This is a genomic window from Pollutimonas subterranea, from assembly GCF_002849655.1.
Classification (GTDB): domain Bacteria; phylum Pseudomonadota; class Gammaproteobacteria; order Burkholderiales; family Burkholderiaceae_B; genus Pollutimonas; species Pollutimonas subterranea.
The window spans coordinates 15,026-33,437 of record NZ_PDNW01000028.1; the positions used below are offsets into that span (position 1 = coordinate 15,026).

Here is an 18,412-nt window from a genome sequence, read left to right on the forward strand (position 1 = left end):
CATGATCGCAGAACTTGCTGCCCTGGCCCTTGCCTGCGCACCTAATATCCATCCGATAACGCTACATGCTTTGATCAGTCATGAGTCTCGCGCCCACCAGTACGCCATCGGCGTAAACCGTAAAGACAAGCACCTGCAGCAGCAGCCTCGAACTTTGACAGAAGCCACCGAAGCGGCTCAACACCTCATTGATCAAGGTATCGACTTCGATGCCGGTTTAGGACAAATCAACGTACGAAACTGGGCCTGGCTAAACCTGGACACCAAAACCGTCTTTGATCCCTGTCGCAATCTGGCGGCAGCCCAGAAGGTGCTTTCAGATTGCTATGCCAGGTCATTACCTCGACACAAAGCCCCGCAACAGGCCTTGCGTGCTGCACTGTCCTGCTACAACACCGGCAACTTCACGCGCGGCTTCACCAATGGGTATGTTGGCAAGGTCCTGGCAATGGCCGACATCAAGGTGCCTGCGTTGGTGCCTCTAAAAGAAGCAGCATCTCATCCCACAAGGGAGGGCGAATCAACGCAGCCACCATCAACAAAGAATCCAGGCCAAGAACCGCCTACTCAAGTTCAAGGAACGGCAGACGGTTTCATCGCTAACCCAGCGACGGACGGTTTTGCACCGACGCACGACAAAGAGTCAGAAGCCGACCAAGGCGCAGCACTTTAGCGCTTGCTGGGCCATATCCACCGATTCCCTTTTTCTACTATCCCTATGACCCCAACGCCACACAGCGTCCTGGGGCAGGAGTCTTTCCATGTCGCTACTGAAACAACTCAGCATTGCAGCACCCGTCCTACGAATAATTAACAAACTGGCTACGGCGTGGCTACTGATTGGTATCCATCAGGTTGCGCTTGCCCAGTCCATCGGCGGCCTGTCCAGGGCGCAATCCACACTACAGACACTCAAGGACAATCTTGATGTGATTCTGCCCATTGCCGCCATCATCATCGGCGTCATTATCTTCGTGCTGTATTCCGCAGAGGTCATGCGCAAAGACGATGCCATCCGTTGGGGCATTGGCGTGCTGCTGGCGGGCTCAGCAGCAGAACTGGTCATGCTGCTCTGGAAGTAAGCGATGGCAAACAACTCCTATCCCGTCTTCAAGGGACTGGGCCGAAAGGCCACGTTTATGGGTATCCCAACCACGCTGTTGCTCGGAGCCTTCGCCTGCGTAGCGATCATCGCCATGATGGCTGGCTTGGCCTGGTGGGGATTACTTTTCCTCGTCATACCCGTCCTTGCCGTCCTCACCCGTGATGACGATAAGGCGTTGGATGTGCTCTGGCTTGAATTCAAGACACGGCGTCGCAACCGCAATCAGCGCTTCTGGCGCGGATCAAGCTATGCCCTTCAGGGCTATCACCGACACCGGCCCTGGCGCCGCCTCATCAAATAAAGGAAGCCTCCATGACTGCTGCTGCCACTTTAGCTGTGGACGAACGGCGCATATCGCGTTACCTGCCCTACTCTCATCATGTCACTGATCAGATTATTGCTTGCGACAACCACGAATACCTGGCCGTCATCAAGGTAGCAGGCCGCACCCCAGACGCCTATGCGCAAGACGAACTGAAAGAATGGATCGAAGCTCTGCATAACGTATTGCGCGGGCTACCTATGGGAACACTTGGCCTGTACTCCCACATCGTCCGTCGCCGGGTGACCGAATATCCCGACAGCACTTTTACCCAGCCATTTGCCAGCCGTTTCGATGAAGCCTATCGGGCGACGTTTGATGCCTCTGGCCTGATGATTAACGACCTGTACCTGACGATACTCATTCACCCGGTTCAGGACCCGGTATTGGGCACCTTCGCCAGTCTAGAGAAGGCTAACGCCCAGCGCCTTGCGCTCTGGCAAGCCGAATCCATCGAACGACTGAACAATATCTTGCGAACCATGACCGCAGGCCTGTACCGCTACGACCCTCAGATTCTGGGGATCGTGGATCGCAAGGGTTTTGCCTTTAGCGAAGCCGCAGAGTTCCTGGGATATCTGGTCTCCGGGGTTCATCGGTCAGTGCCCATCAGCCGGGAACGCTTGCGTGAAACCCTCCCCTTTGCCCGACCGATTTTTAGCCGCCGAGGGGAACTCGGAGAACTGCGCAGTATCGCGGACTCCCGCATCTTCGGCATGATGGAACTACGCGACTATCCCGAATCAACCAAACCCGGCCACCTGGATCGCTTGCTGAGCCTGCCACATGAATTCGTGCTCACCCAATCCTGGGGTAGCCATACAGGGGCAGCTGCCAAAAAACTGGTCAAGAAACACCACAAGCTGCTAGTTGATTCCGGCGATGACTCAACCAGCCAGGTTGCCCAGCTGGCCGACGTCATGGACGACCTGACTTCAGCCCGCCTCGGCCTAGGGGACCACCACGCCACGATATTGGTTTATGGCGACACCGCAGAAGGGGTACGCCAGGCGCTGGCCCAAAGCGCTACGGCACTGGCCGAAGATGCTATTGGCTTCAGAACGCTGGATCGGGCATTGGAAGCCGGTTTCTGGGCGCAACTGCCCGGCAACTGGCACTGGCGGCCACGCCCCGTACCGATTACGTCGCTTAACTTTCTGTGCTTTTCCAGTCTGCACAATCAGCTGATAGGCAAGCCAGTCGGGAACCCCTGGGGACCGGCAGTTACCCTGCTCAAAACCCAAACAGGCAGCCCGTTCTTCTTCAACTTCCATGCCTCGACCGAAGATCTGGACGAGACCGGCAAACGACGCCCAGGCAACACCATGATCATCGGCATGACTGGCACGGGCAAGACCGTACTGCAGGGAATGCTGCTCACTCAAGCCCAGAAGTTTGATGCGACATGCGTAGTCTGGGACAAGGATCAGGGCATGCAGGTACTGATCATGGCGCTTGGTGGCTGCTATTTCAACATCCGCCTTGGAGAAGCAACAGGTTGGAACCCATTTCAAATGGAGCCCACCAAAGGGAATATCGCGTTCATGGTGCGCCTGGTCGTATTCTTGGCCGAACGTAGGGGTGAAGCGCTCAGCACACGCCAGCACGCTGACATCACACAGGCAGTACAGCAGTTGGTCACCCTGATTGACCACGACGCCCGAACACTTTCCACCTTGAATACGTTGCTACCTAACCCGTACAGCGAGGATGAAACCACAAGCACTGTACATGCTCGTTTGGCCCCATGGTGCCAAGGCGGGGAGTACGGCTGGGTATTCGACAACCCTGCTGATAAGCTGAACCTGGCCAATGAAGTAGGTAAGCCCGCTATCTTCGGCTTTGACCTCACCGAGTTGCTGGACGATGACGCGGTACGAGGCGCGGCAACGATGTATCTAAAGCACCGCATTGACGCCCTGCACGATGGTCGCCGTATCATCAATCTGTACGACGAGTGTCAGCACCCATTGAAAGACCAGCACTTTCAAGAGAGTATGCAAGATGCCAGCCGCACTATACGCAAGAAAAACGGCGTACTAGCCTTCGCCACCCAAGAGCCAGGAGCCATCACGGATAACCCGGTCGGACCCTCCCTGGTACAGCAAACAGCCACCTTAATCCTGCTGCCTAATCCAAAAGCAAAAGCTCGCGACTATATCGAGGGCTTTGGCCTGACACCCGCCGAGTTCGAGCTGCTGAAAACCCTGGGCGAGGCCAGCCGCAAGTTCCTCATAAAGCAGGGATCCAGCGTCACCGTCGCCCAGCTGGACTTGTCCGGCTGCGAAGACGAACTGCTGGTGTTCTCCGGCAGCCCTGATATGGCAGAAATTGCCGAGCAAGCGGTCGCTCAAGCCGGGCACGATCCGGCAGCCTGGCTGCCCGTGTACTTGGCTACCGTCAAACAAGGCCACAACTAAACCATCATTCCATAGGAAGAGACACCGTGAATCAAGATTTCTATGCCCGCATGGGCCTTTCCGGCCCTGAAACTGAAACCAGCGTCCCGGTCCCGGCGGACATTTTTGTGGTTTCCGTCCATTGTGAATGCTGGACGCATGAAGAACGTGATGCAAGCGAAGCCGGCACCCACGAGATCGAGATTGACCACGTCACAGCCGATGCCCATGATCTGGTGCGCCACGGCCGAGAATATGGTCTCTCCGAATCATCTTGCGCCGATCCCCGGATGAGTTCGGACATTTGGTTCCGCTCCACTTATCCACGCGAAGATCGTGCTTATTTTGAGCAAGGTGTACAAAAGTATTACAGCCTGCACATCCATGACGTGAACGGACACCGGCCTGAGCCCGCCGATTATCAGCGGATAGCCAATTTGATCAACGTACGCTTTGATCACGCTTTCAACTTACAGGAAGCAAAGCAGGAGGGCCCAGACCTATGCCTGTAACGCCTTCCGTAGTTGAGCGGCCTGCGCTTGCACTGATGCTTTGAGCATGGCGTTGGGGAACATTTTGAAACCTGACCAACGGGCCTACTGGCGTACAAAGACCGAACACGTTAGCAGCGTGGCCAACATCTAGGCAGCCTTCAAGCACGGCCAAGAATGCTTAGACAACCGTTAACCATAGGAAACCCAATGAATCGACGACATTTCATCACAGCCGCCAGTGCTACTGCCCTGCTAAGCTTCCTGACTGGATGCAAAACAGAACCAGGTGGTGAAAAATTTCTTGGGTACTGGAAGTCGGATAGTAAATATGATCCTGATGTAATCCACATTACTCGTAACGGCGACAGCTTTCTGTTTACCGTTGTTGCTAAGAATCCTTTCGGTGGTGGCTACCAGACCCACAATCTACCAGGAAAGCTGGATGATTCAGACAATATTCTGGCTGTAGGCGATAAACGCATCGCCTACGATGAAAGCTCTGATCTCATTATCTCGGGCCAGATGAAAGCTCACCGCTCAACTGAAGCTGAGTACCAGGCCATTGCCCAACAAGACAGCAACACCCCCTGACCTACGCGCCTGAAGGCGCATTCCTCGGAGTATTTACCATGACACGCTGCCAATCCCTGGCGGCGGGCATTGCCTTGTCCGTCGCATTCCTAAACCCCGTCCACGCCAGCGGCATTCCTACTGTGGATGCAGCCACTATCGCCCAACTACAGCAACAGTTATTAACCGCTCGCGACCAGCTGAAAAATCTCACCGAACAGTTGCAAACAGCAAAAAGCCAGTTGACCGCTTTCACTCAGTCGAGCGGTTTCGGCAACGTTGTGGGCAGCCCAGATATCCGCGACCAACTGCGTGCCGCCCTGCCAACTAGCGCCCAAGACCTTCTGGACCGCTCTGGTAGCTCGGCCCTTAACGGAGACGTCTCCCGGATAACAGACGAAGTGATGGCACCCGTCAGTTTCGAAGAGGATCGTCAGCAGCTCTCAAAACGCGCACTGAACATCGAGGCAACAGCAAAGGCCATGAGTGAACGTGCCTATGACTCCATGACCCGACGTCTAGCCAATGTAGATGCCCTGCAAGACAAAATCAATCAAACCACCAACCCCAAGGAAATCGCCGAACTGCAGGCCCGAATCCAGATTGAACACGCCAATATTGCTGCGGAGCAGACACGCACTCAACTGGCTTCCCAACAACTTGAATCTGAGCGCCATCTGCTGCAAGCCAGGGCGGAACGGGTATATGGCGGCTGGTTTGGAAGTAATTCGGTTTCTGGCAATAACGCCAATCCCACAGAATAGGCCCCAGCATCATGGCCGAACTCAATCCTCACGTAGCACCACCCTCGGCACCCAGCGAAATTGCCCAATGGGTCATGAGCCAGACAGAAAGCGTCCTGAGCAACGCCATCAATGAGCCCATGCAGGCACTGTTTGAAGCACTCATGCCCGTGATTGTGGTGGGACTCACCCTGCAGTTCGTTGTATACGCATTCGCCCTCATGCACGGACAGAGCAACATGACCGTGACAGAGTTCTTTCGCAAGGCGATTCTGGTGGCCATTGTTTCCATGATTTTTGGTGTGGGCGGCCTGTTTCAAAGCGATATCGCCCAAGCCATGATCGAGCTACCGGATGACATCACGCAGTTGGCTCTCGGCACCGGCAATGTCGCCCTGGAGGTGGACAAACTGCAAAACGAAACCGGCAAAGCATCCAGCGCCATGATGGGCAAAGGCCAAGACGCTTGGTACAACGTACTTCCGTCTACCAAGGAGGTACTGGTCAGCATCCTGGCCACGCTGATACGTATTAATGCTTCGGTGCTTGGCAGCGTCATCATGGTGATTATCGTCGTCTGCAAAGTCGGCATGGCACTCGTCGTGGCCACTGGCCCCATTTTCATCGCAGCCACTTTATTTGAACCCAGCAAACCACTCTTCAACAGTTGGGTGTCTCAAGCACTGAACTTCGTATTTTTGGCTCTGTTGGCTGGCCTGATCTTCGGACTAATACTACAGATGAACATTCAGCTCATCCGCATGATTACCGATCAGATCAACGGTGGAGCGAAGGACATCCTCGGGCTTTTCGGCGCACAGTTGCTAGTCGGTGTAGCAAGCCTCGTAATCATGGTGATGATCCCAGGCCTGGCTGCCGGTCTATCTAACGGCTTTGGTGCTCAATTGGGTGTCGGAACCGCAGCCAAAGGCGCTTTCTCCATCTTGCGGCTGCGTAGCATGTTACGCCTGCGCGCCAAGTAAACAAAAACTTCGCACCGACCAATTTCAGGCCGGTCAAACCTCTTTATATTTTCCATCCACCTGCCAGTCGAGCGGGTTAGGAATCCTCTACCCATGAAAAACCTCTTTGCCACCCTGACGCTGGCCGGGCTGCTGGCTGGCTGCGCCTTTCATGCGCCCCAGCCGCCGCAACCCGCCGACACTCCCCGCGTGCCAGTCAATGCCACGCCGCCTCTTTTCAAAGGAGTCTGACTCGTGTCCGCATCCCTCAAATCCGAAGACGTTGCCGCCTACCTGGAGCAGTCGCGCGGCCTGGAGCGCGATCACCTTGGCGAACTCGTCAACAGCCGGAAACGCGCCTGGCAGGTAGCCATTGCATCAGGCCTCATTGCTTTCGCTTCCGTTGCCGCCGTTGCCGGTCTAACCCCGCTCAAGCAGCCGCCCGAAATGTATGTGGTGCGGGTGGATAACGCGACCGGCACCATCGAGCATGTCAGCAGCCTTGGCCAGCCCATGGAAGATTATGGCCAGCGTATCGCTAAGTATTTTCTGAATACCTATGTGCTGAACTGCGAAGGCTATAGCTGGCAAACCATTCAGGAGCAATTCGACACCTGCGCCCTGCTTTCCTCCGCACCCACTCAGATCCAATACGGCAAACGATTCGAAGGCCCAGATGCCGTCACGACACGCCTTGGTGCACACAGCACCGTGGATGTGCAAGTTCATTCAATCACTCTAGGGGCCAATCAGGCCGCCATTGTCCGCTTCACCAAGACGGAGCGGGAAGTCACCACTGGCAATATCACCAAGGTCCGACATCTGATTGCCACCATGGCCTATCAATACACCGACGTCCCACTCACCGAGGAAGTCGCCCGCCTAAACCCGCTGGGCTTTCAGGTCATGCGCTATGACTTGGCTGCCGACCTATCTCGCTGACACCGGCAAGGCTCAGAAGGAATCCTTATGTTTGAACATTTCCCCAGCCGGCAGGCGCTGGCTTTGTTTCTCTGCCTGGCCGTACCTACCAGCGTTTTGGCGCTGGAAACACCGCGCAACTCACGGCTCGACCACCGAGTGCGCTATGTGAACTACAACACGGCCAATGTCATCCAGCTCGATGCCGTCATTGGCGTAGCCACGCACATCGTGCTGGAACCCGGCGAGCATTACGTCTATCACGTCTTTGGCGATAGCCAGGCCTATGCGTTTACGCACAAGAACAATCATCTGTTCTTCAAACCAACCGCAGAAGATGCCAACACCAACCTGATCGTGATCACCAACCGTCGCGACTACAGCTTCAGGCTCTCGTACAGCGACAGTCAAAAATCACCAGCCCTTTACAAGCTTGTGGTCCGTTACCCAGAGGCTGAAGCCAGACAGCGAACCAAAGCCACACAGAAGGCGGCCATTGAACGATCCCTACAGGCCACTGGCACAGCCTTGAACTGGCAGTCCTACACCCGCAGCGGCGATGCAGATATCGCACCGGTACATGCCTGGGATGATGGCCGTCAGACCTGGCTGCAGTTCGCCCCGCAGGCCGACATCCCGACGGTGTATCGCGTCACACCAGACGGCCAGGAAATCATGACGAATTACCACATGGCAGATGAACGCACCATGGTGCTGCATCGCACGTCTGCGTTATGGCATCTTCGCCTGGGCGAGCAAGTACTGGCCATCTACAACGACGCCTACGGTGCGACAGCCGTACCAGCACATACCGGAACCACATCGCCAGCGGTGAAGCGCCGCATCAAAGGCGCTGCCGCCGACCAACCCGCCGCTGTGGCACCCCTACCCACCATACGGATACGCGAAGTCACGCAATGAAGGAACACCCCATGACGGAAACCGAACAACGCTCGGCTCCAGCAGCAGCCGGGCATCAAGACGATGATCTCACCCACGAACATCCATCAAACCAACCACATAGTGGTCTGGAACGGGAAACGGCAGATTTAGAAACGACCGGGCACAGCACGCCTCGCGGTGCTCGGGCCTTCCTCTGGCTCACGATATTAGTCGCACTGGCTGTCGCAATCGGCGTGCTCGTAAAAACCTGGAGCCGTGAACCCCGGGAAAAGACGGATACCGGGATGGAAGTCGATCAAAGTGGGATCATCAATCGTCTTAAAGCCCCAAAGGTACAGCGCCCCGCAGCACCGCTACCTGCGCCCCAACCGGTAACGGAACCAAAGGCTACGCCAAGCTCTTACGTCCCGCCACCGATGCCAAGCGCGCCAGCACCCGTCAATGAAGTCGCCCAACGACGACTGGGCAGTCCACTGCAAGCAGGCGGCACCGACCAGAGCAGCACGACGGCAGACCAAGCTAGCGGCAAGGACGGCCCTTATAGCGATGCAGGCCCATTAGCCGACAAACTACGACCACTAGAGCTTTCCCCTTCGGTTGCAGGGCAACTGGGCGACCGCAACTTTCTGCTGACACAAGGCACCATGATTGACTGCACCCTGCAGACCAAACTCGTCAGCACCCAGGCCGGTCTTCTGACCTGCTTGGCCACGCACGACGTCATGAGCGCCAACGGCAAGGTGAAACTGATCGATGCCGGCACCAAGTTCACGGGCTATCAGTCCGGCGGCATCCAGCAGGGCCAGGCCCGCGCCTTCGTCACATGGAACCGCCTGGAAACGCCCACCGGCGTCATCGTGAATCTGGGCTCACCCGGCACCGGCCCCCTGGGCGAGGCGGGACTAGACGGCCATATCGATAACCACTTCTGGGACCGCTTTGGCAATGCCATCCTGCTTTCCCTGATCGGCGATTTTGGCAACTGGGCATCCGATCAGGGGAAATCTGGCAGCAACAACATCCGTTTTGAAAACACCAGCGAAGGAGGCCAGGAAGCCGTCTCCAAGATTCTGGAAAAGTCCCTGGATATACCTCCCACCCTTTACAAAAACCAGGGCGAACGCATCGGCATCATGGTCGCCCGCGATTTGGATTTCAGCAAAGTCTATGAGCTCGAACCCGTCCCCTGAACCTATACCCTTTGATCGGGCCATCGCTGTTCGCACATTTCTGCGCCCGCTGGCCGTCCACCTGCAAGACCCGACCGTGACTGAAATCGCCATCGTGCGGCCTAGGGAGCTCTACGCACGCACGCGCGGAGCCTGGCAGTTGCACGAATGCGCCCAGCTTTCCTATCCACACCTGGAAGCCCTGGCTACAGCCCTGGCCGCCTACAACCACATGGCACGCAGTCCCGTTCAGTCAGTCGTCCTGCCCGACGGTGAGCGCGGCCAGATCGTCCAGCCTCCAGCCTGCATCGACGGCACCCTGGCCATCAATATCCGAAAGCACGCCCAAGTGGCTTTATCCCTGGAGGAACTGCAGGCGCAAGGCGCTTTTGAAGCCACCCACGACACCGCCGCCGAATGCGCGGCAGGCAGGCTCTCGAGGGCCGACCAGACACTCATGGCCCTAAAAGCTGCCGGTGACATTCCTCGATTCCTTCACGAAGCGATCCAGGCACGCAAGAATCTGGTCATTTCCGGGGCGACAGGTTCTGGCAAAACCACCTTTGCCAGATCACTCATCGACCGGGTGTCCATTGATGAACGCCTAGTCACGATTGAGGATGTTCATGAGCTTATCCTGCCCCGGCACAGAAACCGTGTTCACCTGATGTATGGCGGAACGCGGGGCCGTGTCTCGGCAACCGAGAGCCTCGCAGCCTGCATGCGCCTGTCGCCAGACAGGATATTTCTGGCCGAGCTACGCGGCTCTGAAACCTGGGATTACCTGGCGGCATTGAATACCGGCCACCCGGGGTCGGTCACCACCACACATGCCAATGGGGCGGCTGATACGTTCAATCGCTTGGCAGTGCTTATCAAACAATCGCCTACGGGCGGCAATCTCGACCTGGCGACCATTCAAACGTTTCTGCGCCACACCGTAGACATCGTGCTCTATTTCGAGCGGTTTCGCCTGAAAGAACTTTGGTTTGAGCCACATGTGTAATACCAGGAAAATGAACTGATTCACAACAAGGCTAACCACCGGCCCACACACCTTAATCAGCAACGATCTCAGGCTGAACCGTGGACGGCGGTCGTCCGGGGCTGCTCATACGTACATGGTATCCCTCTCGCACCAAGTCAATTAACTCTAATTCCGTCATGACGCTCGTGCCCTCTGGATCATTTCTAGAGTTGGTCTTGTGAGCACGAAAGGAACCATCCTCATACTTATGAGGGCGAAGAATCAATCCAGAATCTTTGCCGCGAGCCACCCTATAAATCAACTTTTCTTTCATTACTTTCTCAAAAATTACGTGTTCAGCATCTGATCATAATCGTTTACATAACGATAGAACCTGAAGTTCAAACTATCCGTTGCGGCCGACGCTGTGCGGACTCTACCCCTGAATCCGTGTGAGGCACTGCACACGCTCCGGGCAGGCCTTGTATGGGCTCGTCTGGAGCTTTATCCATGACCTCATCAACTCGACTGCCCTTTCACCGAGACAACAACCTGCTGCGTCTGTCAGCTGCCATGCAGCGCGCTCAGCAAAAGGCCACCGAGGCCGTGGCCGCCGCCGCAGAAAAACAAGCAGTAACCCCGACCGCGCTCATACTGCCCGGCCTCAATGAAACGGTCAGGGCCATCCCCAACTACATCGCCCGAAGCGCCATCTTTGCGCCGGTTCGTCGGGGCTGGCGCACACTACACGACGACACCGTGTTTCTGGAAGGCAGCAAAATTCTGCTCAAAGGATCGGGCAAACAATTGAGCGAAGATCACGCTGACATCTGGATGCACGCCATGTACCTGCAGACCACAGCCCTGTTGGGTGAGGCGCCAATCATTAACCGGGCAGATTTCCTGCGCGGCATGGGTAGGCCCACAGGCGGCAGCGCCTATGAATGGCTGCATGATGGCATGAAAGACTTGGCCCGTTTCACCCTGTGCATTGAGGCCCGCAGAAAGGATGGCTCAGTCAAATACAGCTACGGCAACCATCCATCGACCCGTGTGCTGGCGATGATCGGCGGCTTCGATTATGACGAAACCTCCGGAAGCTACACGATCTACGCTGATCCTCGCTGGGCACAGATTTTTAGCAATCGGGAGTACGCCCTGGTGGACTGGACCAAACGCCTGTTGATGCGACATGATCTCTCCAAAAGCCTGCAACGCCTGATTGGGACCTCCGCCGACATCAAGCAAAAGTACAGCCTAGACATCCTGAAGCAACGCGCTCAATACACCGGTCGCATGCGTGATTTTCGGACAAGTCTGGAGCGTAGCCTGACAGAACTGGAAGCCTTGAAAGTAATCGCAGAGCCACGTATAGAAACCGCCACCAGGGGCCACCAACAAGCGGTCTGGATACGGTTGGGTCGTTAAATTCTCCACCGTAATAGCATCGCGCAGATGTTCCAGAAAGCTGATTTTCAGAACCTTTTCTAGGTTGTGGATAAGTGCCTTTTACCGTCGTCATAGCATCGCGCCTGCGTCGTCATAAGATCGCGGCTTATCGTCATAACATCGCGCTTTCTCGTCATAGCATCGCGCATAATTTCTGGAAACCTGCATAAACAGGCCGTTTCCAGCCATCGAAACGCCTTCTACCTTACTTCTACCTTATCTCTATCAGAAAAGCGTGTGGATAAGTCCAGTCTCTCCTCGACCTGAGTGCAACATCCTGCCTACATAACCCACGCCATTTTGAATTCGCACGCTGAGCAGCCGCACAGCGGCTGCATCGGTCTGCAGTTGGCCACATCCGCCCCTTCGGGCAAATCTCACCCTCATCCCCATCACTGCCCTTCAAGCTGCACGGCAAAGGAGTCCTCATGCACTCGACCATAGACACCCGGATATTGCACATCACGCAACAAGCCGCCCACTACGGCATTGGCACCATGAGCCTGGGCGAAGCACTGACCGCCGCCCTGGTACTGGATCGCAGCGACTGGCTGGACGAGCGAGGCTACAGCATCGCCGAGGCCCTGGATCGCATCGGCCCGCACTGGGCTGCCCGCTTGGCCGAAGTCGCCCGAAAATTTCACACCGAAGTGACACAGGCCCGACTACGGTTTTCCTTCGAAATCGTCCCTCACCACTCCGATACCGGCGGCTACACCCTGCGCCTGCTAAGTGATGGTCAGGAGATCGGCGGCGGACAGTTCTGCCCACGCGGCAAGTCGGTCCAGTTCGCCGACGAACAGTCTGCCTACGACGAAGCGCTGGCTGCAGGTTGCTCCTGGCTGGCTGACAAGCAGACCGAGATCTTTCCTGAGCTGTCGCACTAAGCGACACCGTATTCAACCCAACTCTTGGAAACCCATGAACTCACCCCAACCCGTGTCACGCTATCGGGCTGCGCTTTCTGCCCTTGACCCACGCATCAGCCTTTCAGCCCAACTGCGCGCGCTATTTCCCATGATCGAAGCTGAGCTGGCTGCTGGCGTCCCGCACGCTGCCGTACTGGACGATCTGGCCGCTGCGGGCCTAACCGTGCAACGCAGCACCTACGCCATCACGCTGTACCGCTGGCGCAAAGCCCAGCGAACAGCAGCCTGCCCTTCGACTTCCGCAGTGAAGCCGTCCCCACCTCCTCCGGCACTCGATGCCATTCAGGGCCGACCTCGCAACATCCAGACGCCTGGCGATCTACGCAAGATTCGCGACATGCAGATAGACCTGGAAGCCCTGCGTCGTGAAGGCTTGGCCAGTCGTACCCAATCTACCAACAACAACCCCACGAAAAGGAATGAACCATGAAAGTCGCCGTTCTCAACTACACCGGCTCCGTTGGCAAAACAGTGGCAGCCTCTCACCTTCTGGCACCACGTATGAACGGTGCCCAGATTTTTGCAGTGGAATCCACCAATGAAACTGGCGCCGACCTCGGTCTGAATGTCGATCAGCTGCGCGGCGAACATTTTGGGCGACTGTTTCGAGAGCTGCTCACCCGCGAAGATGCGATTGTCGATGTGGGTGCCAGCAACATCGAGGATTTTTTGACGCACATGATGCGCTACGAAGACGCTCACGAAGAAATGAGCTACTTCGTGCTGCCAGTGATTAACACCGGCAAAGCTCAGCGGGAAACCATCAAGACCGTGGCTGCCCTGTCTGAACTGGGCGTTGATCCAGAACGGGTGCGGATCCTTTTCAATCGTGTCGATAGCAGCGTACAGGATGAGTTCCCTTCCATCCTGGCCTATGCTGCCAAAACAGGCGAAGTGCAGGCTAGCCCCTATGCCGCCATCTACGAAAACGAAGTCTTTGAACTGCTGGCAGACCAACGCACGACAATTGCCGACGTGTTGGCCGACCAAACTGACTACCGCGCACTGCTTCGGGCGGCCGACCCTGAAGACCATATCCGTATTTCACATCTAAGCAACCGGCACGCCCTACGCGCCCTGGCCAAGCCGGTGGACAGGCAAATGAACGCGGCTTTCACCGCACTGTTTTCCTGAGCTGGGCCACCATGGAATCACACCCGAATCCCAGCGGCGCTCGTACCAAGCTGGATTTGCTGTACCACGAGGTACTGGGTGAAGTAGCTGGCCTCGTAGATAGGCTGGAAAACGCAACCCAAAGCCTGGATGTCGTGCAAAAGCACATGCAGAGCATGGCCGACGCGCAGCAAGTCTTGCCTGATCAACTCAGCCGCCACCTGACCGCCACGATGGAAGCGGCAGCCAAACCCATCAACCAGCACACGCAACACGCCATTCAGACCATGCTGAATGACACAAGCAATCGTCTGGACACACTTACCCGAGATGCCGCCCAGTACGCCAGCATCGCCCACCTGTCCGCACGGCGCATGGCGCTGATCGCCGTGACAGTGGGCGGCGCAGCAGGCATTCTGGGGGGCTTACTGGCAGGCCTGGCCTTGGGCCAGATTCTTATCTCTTGAGGATCGACACTCATGTCCACCCTGATCTCCCCCATTACGCGGCGGCGCATTGCCGCGTTCTCTTTGGCCATCTTTCCAATGGGCACCTGGATGGCCGCTGCCACCTGGGGCAGCCACATGCACTGGCGAGACTGGAACGTCAGGATTTTTCGGCATTTCGTACTGCTGACACCGCAGTACCCTTTGCTCTACTACGCACTGGGCACCGGCCTGGTGCTGGCGCTAGTGCTGATTCTGTTTGTCGGCCGCACGGCCAAGACAGAAGGGTTTGAAGGTGCCGCCTACACCCGCTTCATCCGCGGCACCCGTACCACCTCAGCCAAAAGCCTGGCTCGCCTGTGCGAAGAAGGGGGTAAGCAGCAAATCGACGTGGGCGGCATTCCCATGCCGACCGCTAACGAAAACCTGCATCTGCTGATCAGCGGCGCGACGGGTTCCGGGAAGTCGGTGCTGCTACGAAACATGGCCGCCTCTGTGCTGAATCGCTCACAGCACAGCATTAAAGCCAGCGTGCCAGGCCAGCCCCAAAATCGCAATGACCGCACCATCGTCATCGACCCCAACGGCGATCTGCTCAGCAAATTTTGGCAACCAGGAGACGTGATCCTGAACCCCTATGATGCCCGCAGCCAGGGTTGGGCGTTCTTCAATGAAGTTCGCGCCGACTACGACTGGAAGCGGCTGGCCCATTCCATGGTTCCTATGAGCCAGGACAAGAACGCTGAAGAATGGAACGACTTCGGTCGCCTGCTGTTACGCGAGACGGCCAAAAAACTTCATCAGTTACAGGGCGACGGGGCTAGTGTCATGGATCTGTTTCGCCTATGCACCATCGAAGACCCCAAGGTCTTGAAGCAATTCCTGGAAGGCACCCTGGCCGAATCTCTGTTTGTTGGTTCCAGCGAAGCCAGCAAAGCGTTGTCTTCCGCCCGCTTCGTGCTGTCGAACAAGCTATCCGAGCACACCGGCATGAAGCCGGGAAGGTTCTCCATCCGAGACTGGCTGGCTAAGCCCGACGGTGGGAACCTGTATATCAACTGGCGCGAAGACATGATGAGTTCCATGAAGCCACTGGTGTCGTCATGGGCTGACGTGTTCATCACGTCCATCTTATCCATGCCTGAAGGCACCCACCGACGCTGGTGGTTGTTCATTGATGAGCTGGCTAGCCTGGAGGCCCTGCCGTCACTGGAAGCTGGCCTGACCAAGGGCCGAAAAAACGGCCTGCGCATCGTGGCGGGTTTGCAGAGTACGTCACAGCTGGAACACATCTACGGGCGCACCATGGCCACTACCATTCGAGCGAGTTTTCGCAACCTAGCCGTACTGGGCGGTTCCCGCACCGACCCGCAGACGGCGAAGGATATGAGTGAAAGCCTGGGCAAGCATGAGGTCGAGCGCCCCAAGTACAGCATCAGTCGGAGTGTGGACCATCGCAATACGTCGGATAACACGGATCGGACGGTCGAAGACGTAGTGACGGCGGCTCAGATACAGTCTCTGCCCGCGCTGGGCGGGTATGTGGCCTTGGCTGGAGATTTCCCGATTGCGAAGGTGAGCTTGCCTTTCAGACAGTTTGGATCATCAACCATGGCGTTTCAGGAGTCTGGAAAAGTGCTTATTCGCTCGGCCAGCTCCGGTGCAGGTCATCCATGATAAGAAGATGGCGGTGCTCGCCCTGCGCGGCGTATTCCAGCAAGTGGGGATGATCGGGCGCCAAATCGGGGTGCTCGTGCGCGATGTCGGTTGAATCACTGGCTGGCCATAGCCGCAATGCCAATACTACTCCCGCTAAACCGATCAGCGACATGGTGATGAATGTTGATTGCAGCCCGAAAGAAGCGCCAAAGCGCCCTGCCAGTGGATAACAAATCAACCAACAAGCGTGAGAGAGTGCAAACTGCGCGGCAAAAACTGCTGGCCGATCCTCAGCATGGGCCGAACGACGTAAAAGTCGGCCAGAAGGCGTCTGTGCCACGCTGTAGCCAAACCCTATCACCAGCCAAAGCGGCAACAATATTGCATAAGTTGGAATCAGTGCGCCAATGGCGGTACCGAGAACCAAGACAGCCGCCCCCGCCACCATGACCAGTCTGTCAGAAACCTTGCTGAGCAGACCAGGCAGAGTCAGTGCGGCAATCATAGATCCACCGCCAAAGGCCGCTAACGCCCATGCAACCTCAGTATCACCAAGCCCAAAGCGAGCCTTCACGATAACCACGGTGTTCACAATCACCATGGCACCCGCTGCCGAAACCGCGAGGCTGATCGCCAACAGGCCGCGAAGACGTGGCGTGGCTAGGTAAATACGGATACCCCGTGTCGTCCGATCCCAAATTCCTCGTTGTGGACTGGGTGTGGTTGTAGGAAGCGTGACACTGACCACCAACGCGGCTGAGATAAGAAAGCCGACAACCGTTCCGGCAAATAAGCTGTGGAAGCTGATAATGGTCAGCAGCGCCGCCGCTAGCATCGGGGAAATCAGATTTTCCAGATCATAAGCCAGCCGTGAAAGAGACAATGCTTTCGTATATTCTTCTTCGTCAGGAAGGATATCCGGGATGGTCGCCTGGAAAGTCGGTGTAAACCCAGCCGACGCCGCCTGCAAAACGAAAATCAGCAAATAGATTTGCCAGATTTCGGTCACGAAGGGCAAGCTGAGTGCCACGACTGCTCGAACCAAATCGAGAGCAACAAGTAGCGAGCGCCTCGGCAACCGATCGGCAAAAGCCTGCGCAATCGGTGCGATTCCAACATAGGCGAGCATCTTGATTGCAAGCGCGGTGCCAAGAACTGCCCCCGCATCCGCCCCTGCCAACTCATAGGCAAGCAGGCCAAGCGCCACTGTCATCAGTCCTGTACCAATCAGTGCGATCACCTGTGCGGCAAACAAATGGCGATAAATGCGGTTTTTCAGGATCGCAAGCATGAAATCTCTTCAAAGAAGTTTTGTAAGTGCTTTCATTTCGGCTAAGACAGAAGCCGTGTCATGATCCAAGCAATGGTCGATGTGGTCATGGATCAGAACACGTTTCGCCGCCGTCACCGCGCTTTCCACCGCTGTAAGCTGGCGAGCGATATCGAGGCAGGGTTGCTCGTCTTCAATCATGCCAATAACGTGCCGAAGGTGGCCCTCTGCACGTTTTAATCGCTTGATAAGATCGGGATGGGTTGAGTGCTTATGCGGCATTTTCATAAGGGGATGATATCCCCCCTAGGGGGATACTGACAAGAGGTCGAAAGTCTGCCGGACGTTATTGACAACATAGACAGCTACTGAGAAGGACGTCCGGCTAACGGAAAATGCTATGTCCGAATTCTGTCATGGGCAGACGTGCAACGCCTGCTACAATTCGATCCGCTAGATACGTTGTATTTATTGGTGGTTCCCGTTCCATGAACGCGAACCAAGCTCGCAAATCAGGCAGGTACGATAGATTTGATGCAAAACCGGTTCGGCCGATCGACACTTCGCTTTATCACTGCGATTGCAATGATTCTGAGCATCTTGCTGACTCTGCCGATGGCACAGTCAGCGTCGCATAATCCACTTGCACTGGCTTCTGCCGAAAAACTGCGTCATGCTGAGCTATCTGTAGAGATTTCTGATCATGGGCATAGCCACGACTTTGGCCTAGAAGAAGAAAAACAGGCCGGCCATCTGCACGGCCATAATCCAGTCGATCACTCACACGAAATACAAAATCTTCCTCCGGAAGTAGCGGTTGCGTTAGCGTCCATACCCCAAACATGGGATCTGGTGCCGTCGCTATCCAAGCTGCCTCACCATAGCTTTCTTCTTGAGCGTCCTCCGAAAGCCGGTTTCCTTACCTGAAAACTGGTCGATTCAAGACCATTTCAACTTCATCGAAACTATCGGAGTACTCATGTTTAGACCC

At 56.2% G+C, this 18,412-nt stretch carries 22 protein-coding genes; 20 read left to right on the top strand and 2 right to left on the bottom strand.

What is annotated here, in order from left to right; translation table 11 throughout:
- Nucleotide 1: 1 nt before the first annotated feature.
- The 19 genes from CR159_RS20075 (at nucleotide 2) to CR159_RS20165 (ending at nucleotide 16,169) form a co-directional block, all read left to right on the top strand.
- Complete coding sequence (locus CR159_RS20075) at nucleotides 2-673, top strand: lytic transglycosylase domain-containing protein (RefSeq protein ID WP_102075723.1); 672 nt, start codon at nucleotides 2-4, stop codon at nucleotides 671-673.
- A gap of 88 nt (nucleotides 674-761) precedes the next feature.
- Entirely contained in the window at nucleotides 762-1,082 is a 321-nt protein-coding gene (locus CR159_RS20080; protein WP_102075724.1) for a TrbC/VirB2 family protein, read from the top strand.
- 3 nt (nucleotides 1,083-1,085) lie between these two features.
- Complete coding sequence (locus CR159_RS20085) at nucleotides 1,086-1,406, top strand: VirB3 family type IV secretion system protein (RefSeq protein ID WP_102075725.1); 321 nt, start codon at nucleotides 1,086-1,088, stop codon at nucleotides 1,404-1,406.
- An 11-nt stretch (nucleotides 1,407-1,417) separates the two neighbouring features.
- Nucleotides 1,418-3,847 carry a VirB4 family type IV secretion/conjugal transfer ATPase gene (locus CR159_RS20090; protein ID WP_102075726.1) on the top strand — a complete coding sequence of 810 codons (2,430 nt, stop codon included), beginning with the start codon at nucleotides 1,418-1,420 and terminating at the stop codon, nucleotides 3,845-3,847.
- Between the two features lie 26 nt (nucleotides 3,848-3,873).
- Entirely contained in the window at nucleotides 3,874-4,338 is a 465-nt protein-coding gene (locus tag CR159_RS20095; protein WP_102075727.1) for a hypothetical protein, read from the top strand.
- A gap of 189 nt (nucleotides 4,339-4,527) precedes the next feature.
- The gene (locus CR159_RS20100; protein ID WP_102075728.1) at nucleotides 4,528-4,911 is read left to right on the top strand and encodes a hypothetical protein; all 384 of its coding nucleotides are present in this window, start codon (nucleotides 4,528-4,530) and stop codon (nucleotides 4,909-4,911) included.
- 122 nt (nucleotides 4,912-5,033) lie between these two features.
- Nucleotides 5,034-5,654, top strand: coding sequence for a TrbJ/VirB5 family protein (locus CR159_RS20105; RefSeq protein WP_233208428.1), 621 nt, complete (start codon nucleotides 5,034-5,036; stop codon nucleotides 5,652-5,654).
- An 11-nt stretch (nucleotides 5,655-5,665) separates the two neighbouring features.
- Nucleotides 5,666-6,616, top strand: coding sequence for a TrbL/VirB6 family protein (locus CR159_RS20110; RefSeq protein ID WP_102075730.1), 951 nt, complete (start codon nucleotides 5,666-5,668; stop codon nucleotides 6,614-6,616).
- 93 nt (nucleotides 6,617-6,709) lie between these two features.
- A complete protein-coding gene (locus CR159_RS20115; RefSeq protein WP_102075731.1) occupies nucleotides 6,710-6,847 on the top strand; it encodes a conjugal transfer protein in 138 nt (45 codons plus the stop codon).
- A gap of 3 nt (nucleotides 6,848-6,850) precedes the next feature.
- Nucleotides 6,851-7,537, top strand: a complete 687-nt coding sequence (locus tag CR159_RS20120; protein WP_102075732.1) for a VirB8 family type IV secretion system protein — start codon at nucleotides 6,851-6,853, stop codon at nucleotides 7,535-7,537.
- 27 nt (nucleotides 7,538-7,564) lie between these two features.
- Nucleotides 7,565-8,437, top strand: coding sequence for a TrbG/VirB9 family P-type conjugative transfer protein (locus tag CR159_RS20125; RefSeq protein ID WP_102075733.1), 873 nt, complete (start codon nucleotides 7,565-7,567; stop codon nucleotides 8,435-8,437).
- Nucleotides 8,438-8,448: 11 nt separating this feature from the next.
- Nucleotides 8,449-9,609: a type IV secretion system protein VirB10 gene (gene virB10, locus CR159_RS20130; protein WP_102075734.1), complete on the top strand. Its 1,161-nt coding sequence runs from the start codon at nucleotides 8,449-8,451 to the stop codon at nucleotides 9,607-9,609.
- On the top strand, nucleotides 9,587-10,594 hold the full coding sequence (virB11, locus tag CR159_RS20135) for a P-type DNA transfer ATPase VirB11 (RefSeq protein ID WP_102075735.1): 1,008 nt from the start codon (nucleotides 9,587-9,589) through the stop codon (nucleotides 10,592-10,594). The genes virB10 and virB11 overlap by 23 nt, the downstream gene beginning before the upstream one ends.
- A 447-nt stretch (nucleotides 10,595-11,041) precedes the next feature.
- Nucleotides 11,042-11,983, top strand: a complete 942-nt coding sequence (locus CR159_RS20140) for a TrfA (protein ID WP_233208429.1) — start codon at nucleotides 11,042-11,044, stop codon at nucleotides 11,981-11,983.
- A 449-nt stretch (nucleotides 11,984-12,432) separates the two neighbouring features.
- Nucleotides 12,433-12,891, top strand: coding sequence for a hypothetical protein (locus CR159_RS20145; RefSeq protein WP_102075737.1), 459 nt, complete (start codon nucleotides 12,433-12,435; stop codon nucleotides 12,889-12,891).
- A gap of 34 nt (nucleotides 12,892-12,925) precedes the next feature.
- Nucleotides 12,926-13,363 carry a hypothetical protein gene (locus tag CR159_RS20150; protein WP_102075738.1) on the top strand — a complete coding sequence of 146 codons (438 nt, stop codon included), beginning with the start codon at nucleotides 12,926-12,928 and terminating at the stop codon, nucleotides 13,361-13,363.
- Entirely contained in the window at nucleotides 13,360-14,067 is a 708-nt protein-coding gene (stbB, locus tag CR159_RS20155) for a StbB family protein (protein WP_102075739.1), read from the top strand. The genes CR159_RS20150 and stbB overlap by 4 nt, the downstream gene beginning before the upstream one ends.
- Nucleotides 14,068-14,078: 11 nt before the next feature.
- Nucleotides 14,079-14,513 carry a hypothetical protein gene (locus tag CR159_RS20160; protein ID WP_102075740.1) on the top strand — a complete coding sequence of 145 codons (435 nt, stop codon included), beginning with the start codon at nucleotides 14,079-14,081 and terminating at the stop codon, nucleotides 14,511-14,513.
- A gap of 12 nt (nucleotides 14,514-14,525) precedes the next feature.
- On the top strand, nucleotides 14,526-16,169 hold the full coding sequence (locus CR159_RS20165; protein WP_102075741.1) for a type IV secretion system DNA-binding domain-containing protein: 1,644 nt from the start codon (nucleotides 14,526-14,528) through the stop codon (nucleotides 16,167-16,169).
- Here the strand turns inward: CR159_RS20165 and CR159_RS20170 are convergent.
- Nucleotides 16,132-17,442 (bottom strand): MFS transporter, encoded by a 1,311-nt coding sequence (locus CR159_RS20170; RefSeq protein WP_102075742.1) that lies wholly within the window; start codon nucleotides 17,440-17,442, stop codon nucleotides 16,132-16,134. The two genes, CR159_RS20165 and CR159_RS20170, sit on opposite strands and share 38 nt — an antisense overlap.
- A gap of 9 nt (nucleotides 17,443-17,451) precedes the next feature.
- Nucleotides 17,452-17,709, bottom strand: coding sequence for a metal-sensing transcriptional repressor (locus CR159_RS20175; RefSeq protein WP_102075743.1), 258 nt, complete (start codon nucleotides 17,707-17,709; stop codon nucleotides 17,452-17,454).
- 246 nt (nucleotides 17,710-17,955) lie between these two features.
- Between CR159_RS20175 and CR159_RS20180 the strand changes: the two genes are divergently transcribed.
- A complete protein-coding gene (locus CR159_RS20180; RefSeq protein WP_143705489.1) occupies nucleotides 17,956-18,348 on the top strand; it encodes a hypothetical protein in 393 nt (130 codons plus the stop codon).
- The last annotated feature ends 64 nt before the right edge of the window (nucleotides 18,349-18,412 follow it).